The sequence below is a fragment of the Streptomyces sp. NPDC001153 genome (genome assembly GCF_053598315.1).
Genome location: NZ_JBSFJZ010000012.1, coordinates 210,070 through 222,128, shown reverse-complemented (window position 1 = coordinate 222,128; position 12,059 = coordinate 210,070). Strand labels below are relative to the sequence as shown.

Genomic DNA, 12,059 nt, shown 5'->3' with positions numbered 1-12,059 from the left:
GGCGTCTGCCACTTCGCGTACGACGACGAGGAGACCTGCATCGCCGAGGTGCGGTACCTGCTGTCGCTCCTGCCGCAGAACAACCGCGAGAACCCGCCCCGGGTGGACTCCTCCGATCCGGCGGACCGCCGCAGTGACGTCCTCCTGGACCTGGTCCCGGCCGACGGCAACCGGCCGTACGACATGGCCAAGGTCATCGAGGAGATCGTCGACGACGGTGACTACCTGGAGGTCCACGAGCGCTGGGCGCGGAACATCATCTGCGCGTTGGGCCGCCTGGACGGCCAGGTCGTCGGCATCATCGCCAACCAGCCGCAGGTCCTCGCCGGCGTTCTGGACATCGAGGCGAGTGAAAAAGCTGCGCGCTTTGTCCAGATGTGTGACGCTTTCAATATCCCGATCGTCACCTTCCTGGACGTGCCGGGGTTCCTCCCCGGTGTCGACCAGGAGCACGGCGGAATCATCCGCCACGGCGCGAAGCTGCTGTACGCCTACTGCAACGCGACCGTGCCGAGGATTTCGCTGATCCTGCGCAAGGCGTACGGAGGTGCCTACATCGTCATGGACTCCCAGTCGATCGGCGCCGACCTCACCTACGCCTGGCCGACCAACGAGATCGCCGTCATGGGCGCGGAAGGCGCCGCGAACGTCATCTTCCGTCGCCAGATCGCCGGCGCGGAAGACCCCGAGGCCATGCGCCAGAAGATGGTCAAGGAGTACAAGGCCGAGCTGATGCACCCGTACTACGCGGCCGAACGCGGCCTCGTGGACGACGTCATCGACCCCGCCGAGACCCGTGAGGTCCTGGTCAAGTCCCTGGCCATGCTGCAGTCCAAGCACGCCGACCTGCCCTCCCGCAAGCACGGCAACCCCCCGCAGTAACCGAGCGGACCCGCCGCGGCAACCCCGCGGACCTCTCTCTCACGGAGACTGACACCCATGAGCACTCCTGACATCCGCGTCGAGAAGGGCCACGCCGAGCCCGAGGAAGTCGCCGCCATCACGGCCGTCCTCCTGGCCCGCGCCGCCGCCCAGCCGACGCCTGCGGTCCACACCCACCGACGCGCCAAGGCCGGCTGGCGCCGCCTGGAACGCGAGGGCGGCTTCCGGGCGCCGCACAGCTGGCACGGCTAGACCGCGCCGCTCAGCAGACCACAGAAGAAGGGCCCCTCCACTGCGGAGGGGCCCTTCCCGCTGTCTGCGCACCGACGAAAGAACCCCGCGCCCTCAAGGGGCGCGGGGTTCCTCATGAACGATCGTCTACCGCAGGCGGGCCATCAGAGCGTGCTCCACCAGCGTGATCAGCGTCGACTTGGCGTCAGCCCTGTGGCGGGCGTCGGTCGTGATGATCGGGGTGTCGGGGCCGATCTGGAGAGCCTCGCGGACCTCGTCGGGGTTGTACGGCTGGTTGCCGTCGAAGCCGTTGAGGGCGATGACGAAGGGCAGGCCGCTGTTCTCGAAGTAGTCGACGGCCGGGAAGCAGTCGGCCAGGCGCCGGGTGTCCACGAGCACCACCGCGCCGATCGCGCCGCGTACCAGGTCGTCCCACATGAACCAGAACCGGTCCTGACCCGGCGTACCGAAGAGGTAGAGGATCAGGTCCTGGTCGAGGGTGATACGGCCGAAGTCCATGGCCACCGTGGTGGTGGTCTTGTCTCCGGTGTGGGTGAGGTCGTCGATGCCGGCCGAAGCGGACGTCATGACGGCCTCTGTGCGCAGCGGGTTGATCTCCGAGACGGCGCCGACGAACGTGGTCTTGCCCACGCCGAAGCCGCCCGCCACCACGATCTTCGCGGAGGTGGTGGAGCGGGAAGGACCGCCGCTAGAGCTTGCGAAGTCCACTGAGCACCCTTTCGAGCAGTGTCACGTCTGGCTGGCCACCGGCGTTCTCGTCGCCGCCGGGCTGATGGATGGCGACCAGGCCCGCCTCCGCCAAGTCGGCGACGAGGATCCTGGCCACGCCGAGGGGGATTGTCAGGAGCGCGGAGATTTCGGCTACCGACTTGATCTCCCGGCACAGGTTGCAGATCCGCTGATGCTCGGGCAGCTGGCCCTGCATCTGGTGCGGAGCGGCGGTGGTGTGCACCAGTGCCTCGATGGCGAGCTGGTAGCGCGGGCGGGTCCGGCCGCCGGTCATGGCGTACGGACGCACCAAGGGGTTGTTGGACGCCGTGGCCGGCGCCGGCTCGGGGCGGCGCTGGGGCTGCACCGGCTGGATGCGCGGGGCCGGGGGCTGGTCGTACGGCGAGGGGCCCGGGCCCTGCGGGGCGTACGGCTGCCGGTGGCTCGGGGCGGAGGGGAAGTTGTACCGGTTCGCGGAACCGTCGCCCTGACCCTGGGCAGGGCCGTACGACCAGTTTCCCGAATTCGAACCGCCTGGGGGTGTTGCCACTCTCTTCTCCTCCTCCGACTGCGTCGGGCACCCATCCGTGTGGAGCCGCGTCCCGAAACCTTACGGCCACGGGACGCGAATACGCATCGTCCCTTAATTAGTTGAGAAGGCTTCCCTGGAGCTCCGCGCGGAGATCCGGGGTGAGGACCGTGCCCGCGCGGTCCACCAGAAGGGCCATCTCGTACCCGATGAGGCCGATGTCCGCTTCCGGGTGGGCCAGGACAGCGAGCGACGAACCGTCAGAGATGGACATGATGAAGAGGAATCCCCGCTCCATCTCCACAACCGTCTGATTCACGCTGCCTCCCTCGAAGATCCGGGAGGCGCCTGCCGTCAGAGACGTCAGACCGGAGGCGACGGCCGCGAGCTGGTCGGCGCGGTCGCGGGGGAAGCCTTCGGACATCGCCAGAAGGAGTCCGTCGGCGGAGACCACCACCGTGTGGGACACCCCCGGGGTGTTGTCCACGAAGTTGGTGATCAACCAGTTCAGGTTCTGTGCCGCCTGGCTCATCGGGCTCACACTAACGCTCCTGGTTGTAGGTGCTGTCAGGACCGAAGCCCTGGCCGTTCGTTTCACTGCCTGCGCTGCGTCCGCGCTGGACGCCCCGACGCAGGTTGCTCAGCCTGCCCCGGACGTCCTCCGGGGCGCGGGAGACCTGTGGGCCCCCCTGGGGGGTGGTTTCGGCGGCACCCGAGACCAGATTGGCCTTGGGCACCCGCCGCGGCAGGCCCGAGGCGGTGACCCCGCCTGCCTTGGGCTTCCGGAGCTGCGCCGCCTGCTGCCACCGCTCGTCGTTCTGCGAGCGCCAGCCGCTGTCGCCGTTCGTCCCCGGAGTGTTGCCCGGTGCGGGAGCCGGCGCTTCCTGCTGCCCGCGCGCCGCGCCACCCGAGGTACCCGAGCCGTTGGAACCGCTCGCCACGGATCCGCGGCGGGGCAGCCCGGCGTCGGTCAGCTCGTGGGCGGCGGGAGAGGCCGGTCCCGGACGGTCGAAGCCTACGCGGTTCCGCTCACCTGCGTCAGCGGCCTGCGAGGATTCCGTTTCCGGAGCGTAATGAGCCGGGTAGCCGTTCTGGTAGCCGTCCTGCTGGGGCTGCTGCGGCCAGTCGTCCTGGTACGACGGGCTCGCGGCCGGCTCCGCGTACGCGGGGTCCGGGTAGCCGCCGTTGGAGGCGTAGTACTGCTCGTCGTACGGCTTGTCGTACGACTGCTCCTCGAACGAGGCCTGCTGCGGCTCCGCGTAGGCCTGCTCCTCGTACGTCTGCTGCGGCTGCTCCTGGTAGGACCGCTCCTCGTACGACGGCTGCCGGGGCTCCTGGTACGCCGGCTGTTCGTCGAACAGCGGGTCGGAGTAGCCGGTGGGGGCCTCCGTGGCCTCCTGCTGCGGCAGCGCGGGCTGCTGGCCGTGCGCCTGTGCCTCCAGGGCCGCACGGCGCTCCTCGCGCATCAGGGAGCGGCCGACGGGGTCCAGGTCGCGGATGTCGTCGGGGACGTCCACGTACCGGCTGTCGTCGAAGCCCAGTTCGGCGGCGGTGCGCATGGGCTGCGCCTGGGTGAAGTTCTCCCCCTGGAACTGCTGCTCCGGGATGATCTGCGAGACGGTGAACTCCTCGCGGTCCAGCGGGGTCTCGCCGCCACCGCCGTGCGTGATCGCGTCCGGCAGCATGACCAGCGAGGTCGTGCCGGCCTGCTCGCCCGAGGGGCGCAGCTGGACGCGGATGCCGTGCCGGTCGGACAGCCGGCCGACCACGAACAGGCCCATGCGCTGGGAGATCGCGGCGTCCACGGTCGGCGGGTTGGCCAGCTTGTGGTTGATGTCCGCGAAGTCCTCGGCGGTCAGGCCGATGCCCTTGTCGTGGATCTCGATCATGACGCGGCCGTCGGGCAGCCGGGTCGCGGTGACGCGGACCTTGGTCTGCGGGGAGGAGAACGTGGTGGCGTTCTCCAGCAGCTCGGCCAGCAGGTGCACGAGGTCGGTGACCGCGCGGCCGTGGATCTCGGCCTCGGGGACGCCGGACAGCTCGATGCGTTCGTACTGCTCCACCTCGGAGGAGGCGGCGCGCAGCACGTCGACCAGCGGGACCGGCTGGTCCCAGCGGCGGCCGGGCTCCTCGCCGGCGAGGACCAGGAGGTTCTCGCCGTTGCGGCGCATACGGGTCGCGAGGTGGTCCAGGCGGAAGAGGTTCTCCAGCTGGTCCGGGTCGGCCTCGTTGTTCTCCAGGTCGGTGATCAGGGTCAGCTGGCCCTCGATCAGCGACTGGTTGCGGCGCGAGAGGTTGGTGAAGATCGCGTTGATGTTGCCCCGCAGCAGGGCCTGCTCGGAGGCCAGCCGGACCGCCTCGCGGTGGACCTGGTCGAAGGCGCGGGCGACCTCGCCGATCTCGTCCTTGGTGGTGATCGGGATCGGGGCGACCCGGGTGTCGACCCGGCCGGGGTCGGTGCGGGAGAGCTGGTCGACCAGCATCGGCAGCCGCTGCTCGGCGATGCCGAAGGCGGCGTTGCGCAGCTGGCGCATCGAACGGCTCATCTGGCGGGCCACGGCACCGGCCAGGATGAAGGCGAGCAGCAGAGCGACCACGACGACGGCACCGGTGATGAACGCGGAGTTCTTGGCGTCGTCCGCGATGCCGGAGGCCTCGTTCACCGCCTTGTCGGCCATGTCCGACTCGATCGTGCGGTACGCGTCGAACTTGAGGGTGTTGACCGCCCACCAGTTCTGGGGCGTGATGCCCCTGAGCGCGAGCTGCTGGCGCGCGGCCGTGCTGGTGGAGTCCAGCGTGGCGAGGGCCGTGACCATGTCCTTCGGGTCGGACGGCGGCGCGACGTAGGCGGGGTCCTTGGCCTTGGCCTGCTGGACCATCCCCACGGCCTTGGCCTGGATGTCCTTCTTCGCCGTGTCCAGCTTCGCCGCGTCGGCCTCGGTGCCGCCGCCGATGTACTCCTCGACGGCGATGCCCTCGAGGTAGGCGTAGGAGGAGAGGGCGACGCGCTGGCTCGCCAGGTTGGGGGCGTCGGGACCCGGCTTGAACAGCATGTGCATGCCGATCGAGCGGTCCAGCGACAGTGCCGCCTTGGTGAGCGACATGGCGTAGACGGTACGGCCGTAGGAGGTGATGTTGCCGGTGCCCAGACCGAGCTCGTTGGCGAACTCCATCAGCGGGTGGGCGACCTTGACGTAGCCCTCCTCGGTCTGCACGCCGGTGAACTTGGAGGTGTACGCGGCGGCGCGCAGCGTCTGCAGGAAGGGCTCGGCCTCGCGGAACAGCTTCAGCCGGCGCTCCAGGCCGGACTGGTGCGGCATGTTCTGCGCGGCCTGGTCGAAGGCGTCGGCGGCCTGGTCGGTGGCGTTGCGGGCCGCCGTGATGGTCGCCTTGTCCTGGGCGGTCGCCAGCTTGCCCTTCAGCAGCGGTGCCGCGGTGATGTCGCGCTCGTTCTCGAGCGCGTTGGCGTACGACAGTGAGGCGCGCACCAGGCGGGCGGTGTTCTCGGCGTCGCGGGCCTGCTGCCAGGTGTCGATCGAGGTCTTCACCTGGAAGCCGCCCATGACGAGACCGACCGCCACGGGTATCAGCAGGATCGCGTTCAGTCTGGTCGGCACGCGCCAGTTGCGCGGGGAGAACCGGCCGCCGCTCGGCGCGGGCGCGGCCGCCGGCTCCGCACCGGTCACAGGGGTGGGCGCCGCAGCGCGCGGCGGCGGGGTGAAGTTGCCCCGCGCCGACGGCTCGGGACCGTTCTTGCTTCGCCTCACTCGACCAACAACCTCTCGGCGGTCGGCACCTACGTCGTGCCGCAGTCTCTCAGAGCCCGGTTCGTCATCGACTACTGAGTACGTCTTTGACTATTGGGCAGTTCAGGCATTCCAGCACGGGGACCAGTGCTCTTCCAAACAGCGGAAACCCCTGAGCCACGCTCTTGCAACGCCCAGATAAAACGGTCATAAAGAGCGAGCCCCAGCAAAAGGCGGGGCGATTGTGAGCACAGCGGCACTGCGCGACCGCGTCGCGTGGTGGTGCCGGGGGATTCCTCTGCCGAACTGTTATGAACACCGGAGCCGACCGTGTCAAAGGCCACAGTCGGCTCCGGCGCCCTCAAGGCAACTGCCGTACATGTCGTCGCACTTGAGTGCGTACGTGTGTGCTACTTGAGCCGTGCCATCAGGGCGTGCTCGACCAGCGTGATCAGCGCACTCTTGGCGTCCGCGCGGTGCCGGGCGTCGGTCCTGATGATCGGGGTGTCGGGGCCGATCTGCAGCGCTTCCCGCACTTCCTCGGGGGCGTAGGGCTGCTGGCCGTCGAAGCCGTTGAGGGCGACGACGAAGGGCAGGCCGCTGTTCTCGAAGTAGTCGACGGCCGGGAAGCAGTCGGCCAGGCGCCGGGTGTCCACGAGCACCACCGCGCCGATCGCGCCGCGTACCAGGTCGTCCCACATGAACCAGAACCGGTCCTGACCCGGGGTGCCGAACAGGTAGAGGATCAGGTCCTGGTCGAGGGTGATACGGCCGAAGTCCATGGCCACCGTGGTGGTGGTCTTGTCCCCGGTGTGGGTGAGGTCGTCGATGCCGGCCGAAGCGGACGTCATGACGGCCTCTGTGCGCAGCGGGTTGATCTCCGAGACGGCGCCGACGAACGTGGTCTTGCCCACGCCGAAGCCGCCCGCCACCACGATCTTCGCGGAGGTGGTGGCCCGGCCCGCGTCAGAGCTTGCGAAGTCCACTGAGCACCCTTTCGAGCAGCGTCACGTCCGGTGCGCCGCCGTTGTTCTCGTCGCCACCTGGCTGGTGGATGGCGACCAGGCCGGCCTCGGCGAGGTCGGCGACCAGGATCCGGGCCACCCCGAGCGGCATGGTCAGCAGCGCGGAGACCTCCGCGACCGACTTGACCTCACGGCACAGGTGGCAGATGCGCTGGTGCTCCGGGAGCAGTCCCATGAGCGCTGCCGGGTCGGCCGTGGTGCTGATCAGCGCCTCGATGGCGAGCTGATACCGCGGCCGGGTCCGGCCACCGGTCATCGCGTACGGCCGTACCAGTGGCTGGTCGCCCTCGTCCCCGTACGGTTCCGCATACGGATCGTGATGGGCGGTGGGCGGGGTCATGAATCCTCCGGGCGGGACAGCAAGTCGGTCAGTCAAGCCGTCGGACGGGGCCGGTGGGGGGATTGTGGCGGCCGGACGGTGTTTTCGTGAGGTGGGTGGTGCCGGGGGCGGTCAGTGAAGCAGACTGCCCTGGAGTTCGGCGCGCAGGTCCGGGGTGAGTACCGCCCCTGCGCGGTCGACGAGCAGTGCCATCTCGTAGCCGACGAGGCCGATGTCGCACTCCGGGTGGGCCAGGACCGCGAGGGACGACCCGTCCGAGACGGACATCAGGAAGAGGAACCCGCGCTCCATCTCGACGACCGTCTGCGCCACGGTGCCGCCCTCGAAGATCCGGGAGGCCCCGGCCGTGAGGGAGGTCAGCCCGGACGCGACGGCCGCCAGCTGGTCGGCGCGGTCCCGCGGGAAGCCTTCGGACATCGCCAGCAGAAGGCCGTCGGCGGAGACCACCACTGTGTGGGACACCCCGGGGGTGTTGTCCACGAAGTTGGTGATCAACCAGTTCAGGTTCTGTGCCGCCTGGCTCATCGGACTCAACTAACGCTCCTGCTGGTGAGTGGGGCTCGGGAAGCTGCCGGTCTGGCCGCTGCCGGCCTGACGGCCCTGAGCGATGCCCCGACGGAGGTTGGTCAGCCGCCCGCGTACGTCGTCAGGCGCACGCGAGACCTGCGGACCGGCTTGGTGCTGTTGCTGCTGAGCCGTGCCCGGGACGAGGTTCGCCCGGGGCACCCGGCGCGGCAGGCCGGAGGTGGTGATACCGCCCGCCGCGGGCTGGCGGACGCGCTCGGCCTGGCGGACGATCTCGTCGTTCGGCGAGGTACGCCAGGAGCCGGTGGTGGAGCCGTTGCCGGCCGCCCCCGCGCCCGCGGGACGCTGCGGAGCCGGGGCGGGCGCCTGCTGCGGTGCGGCCTGCTGCTGCGGACCGCCGTGGAACCAGTTGGTCTCCAGCGTGTCGTACAGCGGGGTACGGCCGTCGATCGGGCCGCTGGCCGGCGGCAGCGCCTCCGGCTCACGCTGTGCCGGACGCTGCTGCTGCGGGGCGTGCGGAGCCTGCGGACGCGGGGCGCCGAAGTCGCCCCGGCCGGCCGGCTGCGGGCGCTCGAACTGACCGGTGTGCGCCGGGTTCTGGCGCCCGGGCAGGGCGTGCTGGCCCGTGGAGCTGCCGTCGTAGCCGCCGTCGAAGCCCTGCGGGGCCGCGAACTGGCCGGTGTTCCGGCCCGTGTTCCGGGCGTTGTCGTCCGGCCGCGCCGACGGGGTGCCGAAGACGTCGGAGCGAACGAACTGACCCGAGTCCTCCCCGCCGCCGGGGCGGTCGAACTGCCCGGTCTGCTGCGGGTTTTCGGGGCGTGCGAACTGGCCCGTCTGCTGCGGGTTCTCGGGCCGCGCGAACTGGCCGGTGTTCTGGGGACCGCCCAGGCCGTTCATGCCGTTCAGGTCCGGGCGCGGGAACTCGCCCGTGGCCGCCGGGCCCTGAGTGTCGAACCGGGGTATCGCCGGTATCTCGGCGGTCGAGCCCGGACCCTGCCGGTCGTCGACGCGCGGCATGCGCGCGGTGTGCGCCGGGCCCTGCTCGTCGTGGCCGCGCGGGGCGTCCAGCGAGGCACGCGACAGCGGGGCCGGGGGGTCGCTCCAGTCCGGGGTGCGCGACTGCTGGTCACCGCCGGGCAGTTCGGCCCGCGGGCCGCCGCGCGGCGGCAGCTGGGGCTGGCGGCCCTGGTCGGAGCCGGCGCCGGACCGCTGCGGGCCGCGGCCGCCGAAGCCGTCACTGCCGAAGGCGTCCTGCTGCGGACCGCCCGGGTTCGCGCCCTGCAGGCCCTGCGGGGCGCCGGGCGCCTGACCGCCGAAGCCGCCCGCACCGGCACCCGCGGGCACCTTCCGGCCACCGAGACCGGGACCGCCGGGAGCACCGAGGCCGCCGCCCTGGGGACCGCGGGCACCGCCCGGCGCACCGGGACGGCCGCCCTGGCCCGTGCCGGGCAGCGCGGCCCGGGGACCCTGGCCGGCACCGACCTGGCCGCGCGGAGCGGGACCCGCACCGAGCAGACCGCCACCGGTCGGAGCGCCGCCGAGGGCACCGCCCCCGTTGCCCGTCTGGCGCCGGGCCGCGGCCGCGCCGGCGGCCGCCTGCGCGGCGGCCGGGCCACCGGTCGCGGGCGCGCCCGGCTTGCCCGGAGTGGGCTTCTTGCCGCCCTGGGCCACGTCCACGGGCAGCATGACCAGCGCGGTCGTACCGCCGGAGTCGGACGGGCGCAGCTGGATGCGGATGCCGTGCCGCTGGGACAGCCGGCCGACCACGAAGAGGCCCATGCGGCGGGAGACCGACACGTCCACGGTGGGCGGCGAGGCGAGCCGCTCGTTGATCGCCGCGAGGTCCTCGGGGGACAGGCCGATACCGGTGTCGTGGATCTCGATCAGCACGCGGCCGTCGGGCAGCGCGTGACCGGTGACCTTGACCTTGGTCTGCGGCGAGGAGAACGAGGTGGCGTTCTCCAGCAGCTCGGCGAGCAGGTGCACGAGGTCGTTGACCACGCGGCCGGCGACCTCGGTGGTCGGCACGGCGGCCAGCTCGATGCGCTCGTACTGCTCCACCTCGGACGCGGCGGCGCGGAGCACGTCGACCAGCGGGACCGGGCGGGTCCAGCGGCGGCCGGGCTCCTCACCCGCGAGGACGAGGAGGTTCTCGCCGTTACGGCGCATACGCGTCGCGAGGTGGTCGAGCTTGAACAGCGAGGACAGCTGGTCCGGATCGGCCTCGCGGGACTCCAGTTCGGAGATGAGCGACAGCTGGCGCTGGATGAGGCCCTGGGAGCGGCGCGAGAGGTTGGTGAACATCGCGTTGACGTTGCCCCGCAGCAGGGCCTGCTCGGCGGCCAGGCGGACCGCCTCGCGGTGCACGTCGTCGAAGGCCGCGGCCACCTGGCCGATCTCGTCCCGGGAGTGCACACCGACCGACTCGACGGAGGTGTCGACGTCCTGAGGGTCGGACTCCGACAGCTGCTTGACCAGCTCGGGCAGGCGGTCCTGGGCGACCTTGGTCGCGGTCTCCTGCAGGCGGCGCAGCGAGCGGATCATGGACCGGGCCACGATGAACGCGCCGACCAGCGACACACCGAGCACGAGCAGGATCAGCGCACCGGAGATGATGGCGTCCTGCTGGGTGGCGCTCTTCAGCTCGCGGGCCTTCTGCTCCATCTCCTCGAGCAGCGTGTGCTCGATCTTCTTCATCTGCTCGATCTTGGTCGAGCTGTCGTCCACCCAGTCGCGGTAGGAGCGGGCGTTCAGGCTCTGGAGGCCGTCGGGGGAGTCGAAGACGCGCTTGGCGTAGGTGTCCGCGGACTCGATCGTCGGGTTGCCCTCGTCGATCGGCTTGAGGAGTTCCTCGGCGTTGTTGTTCGCGTAGATCTTCCGGAAGATCGCGATCTCGGAGTTCTCGCTCTGGTACGCCGACTGGCCGTAGAGGCGGTCGTTCGTCGAGAGGTCGCCCTTGGTCGACGTGGTCGCGGGCAGCGCGGCGGCGATCGTGGCGCGCTGCACGGAGGCGTACTCCTTGGCGGTGGAGAAGGCCGCCAGGGCGCGGGTGCGCGAGATCATCTCCGGGTTGCTGGACGCCTGGGCCATGTCCTGGGACAGGTCGATCAGCTGGGTGATGAGCCGGTGGTAGGACTCGATCGTCTGGGTCGAGTTGCCCTGCGAGGAGTAGGCGCCCTTGCGGATCTTGGCCAGCTGGTCGAGCTGGTTGAAGATGCCGACGAGGTTGTCACGCACGCCCTGGAGCTGGCCGCCCTTGCTCGCGGCGTCGATCTCCTGGGTGGAGTTCTCGAAGTTCGCCAGCGCTCGGTCGGTCTTGTCCCGGTAGCCCTTGACCGTGTAGTCGCTCGCGTTCAGGCCGTGCGCCAGGGGACCGGCGGACTGGTCGCGCTCCTCCTGGAGAGCGGCCGCCAGCTCGGTGGCCTGCTTGGTCATGTCCGTCAGCAGCTTCATGTTGTCGAGCTGCTGGATGTCGGTGATGTTCTGGTCGATGCGCAGCGCGCCCAGCGAGGTCGCCGCGACCACGGGCAGCGCGAGCAGCGACACCAGGCGCGTGGAGATGCGCCAGTTGCGCAGGGCCATGCGGGAGCCGGGGCCGCTGGAGCCCTTGGCGGGTTTGATGGCCGGCGCGGGGGTGGCGCCGGAGTTGCCGGTCCCGATGGAGGCCGACGAGGCCGACACGCCGGGGCGTCCGCCGCGCTCACCGCCGTCCGCCGACGGGGCCGGGCCCGGGTTCTGGGCGTGCTGGGGCGAGGAGCTGCCCTTCATGGGGCCAGTCCCGTCGTGCGACTCCGGCTCCGCCGAAGCGCTGCCATCCCTCTTGAAACGTCCCTGCACTAGCGTCGCAACCTCTGGACCAGGCGCCCCTCCGCGCGAACGGAGGGACACGGTGTCGGCGTTGTGGAGAGCGCCCTGAATACGCCCCCCGGTGGTCTTGAGTGACCGGCGCTGGTTCCCCCCTGTCTCGGCCGCCGCTACGGCGCTGCTTCGCGCCCCTTGCGCCGGCTCGATTCCCGCGGCGGTCCGTGGAATTCCAGCACAGTGCCGGATCT

The 12,059-nt window shown here is 70.7% G+C and carries 10 protein-coding genes; 2 read left to right on the top strand and 8 right to left on the bottom strand.

Going from position 1 to position 12,059, the window contains the following annotated elements:
• A partial coding sequence (locus ACWDEN_RS16495) for an acyl-CoA carboxylase subunit beta (protein ID WP_450859492.1) occupies positions 1–882 on the top strand: 882 nt, incomplete at its 5' end.
• Positions 883–939: 57 nt separating this feature from the next.
• Positions 940–1,134: an acyl-CoA carboxylase subunit epsilon gene (locus tag ACWDEN_RS16490; protein WP_351616948.1), complete on the top strand. Its 195-nt coding sequence runs from the start codon at positions 940–942 to the stop codon at positions 1,132–1,134.
• A gap of 126 nt (positions 1,135–1,260) precedes the next feature.
• Here the strand turns inward: ACWDEN_RS16490 and ACWDEN_RS16485 are convergent, their stop codons facing one another.
• From ACWDEN_RS16485 to ACWDEN_RS16450, 8 genes are all read right to left on the bottom strand, one after another.
• Positions 1,261–1,842, bottom strand: a complete 582-nt coding sequence (locus ACWDEN_RS16485; protein ID WP_031224757.1) for a GTP-binding protein — start codon at positions 1,840–1,842, stop codon at positions 1,261–1,263.
• Complete coding sequence (locus ACWDEN_RS16480) at positions 1,823–2,392, bottom strand: DUF742 domain-containing protein (protein ID WP_351616945.1); 570 nt, start codon at positions 2,390–2,392, stop codon at positions 1,823–1,825. The genes ACWDEN_RS16485 and ACWDEN_RS16480 overlap by 20 nt, the downstream gene beginning before the upstream one ends.
• A gap of 97 nt (positions 2,393–2,489) precedes the next feature.
• Positions 2,490–2,903, bottom strand: a complete 414-nt coding sequence (locus ACWDEN_RS16475) for a roadblock/LC7 domain-containing protein (protein ID WP_004983065.1) — start codon at positions 2,901–2,903, stop codon at positions 2,490–2,492.
• A 10-nt stretch (positions 2,904–2,913) separates the two neighbouring features.
• The gene (locus ACWDEN_RS16470) at positions 2,914–6,138 is read right to left on the bottom strand and encodes a nitrate- and nitrite sensing domain-containing protein (protein WP_450859491.1); all 3,225 of its coding nucleotides are present in this window, start codon (positions 6,136–6,138) and stop codon (positions 2,914–2,916) included.
• Between the two features lie 389 nt (positions 6,139–6,527).
• Positions 6,528–7,103 carry a GTP-binding protein gene (locus ACWDEN_RS16465; RefSeq protein WP_351616939.1) on the bottom strand — a complete coding sequence of 192 codons (576 nt, stop codon included), beginning with the start codon at positions 7,101–7,103 and terminating at the stop codon, positions 6,528–6,530.
• Positions 7,084–7,482: a DUF742 domain-containing protein gene (locus ACWDEN_RS16460; RefSeq protein WP_030168425.1), complete on the bottom strand. Its 399-nt coding sequence runs from the start codon at positions 7,480–7,482 to the stop codon at positions 7,084–7,086. Before ACWDEN_RS16460 ends, ACWDEN_RS16465 begins: the two co-directional genes overlap by 20 nt.
• A 111-nt stretch (positions 7,483–7,593) precedes the next feature.
• Positions 7,594–8,007: a roadblock/LC7 domain-containing protein gene (locus ACWDEN_RS16455; protein WP_023546525.1), complete on the bottom strand. Its 414-nt coding sequence runs from the start codon at positions 8,005–8,007 to the stop codon at positions 7,594–7,596.
• A 9-nt stretch (positions 8,008–8,016) separates the two neighbouring features.
• Positions 8,017–11,844 carry a nitrate- and nitrite sensing domain-containing protein gene (locus tag ACWDEN_RS16450; protein WP_450859490.1) on the bottom strand — a complete coding sequence of 1,276 codons (3,828 nt, stop codon included), beginning with the start codon at positions 11,842–11,844 and terminating at the stop codon, positions 8,017–8,019.
• Positions 11,845–12,059: the final 215 nt, after the last annotated feature.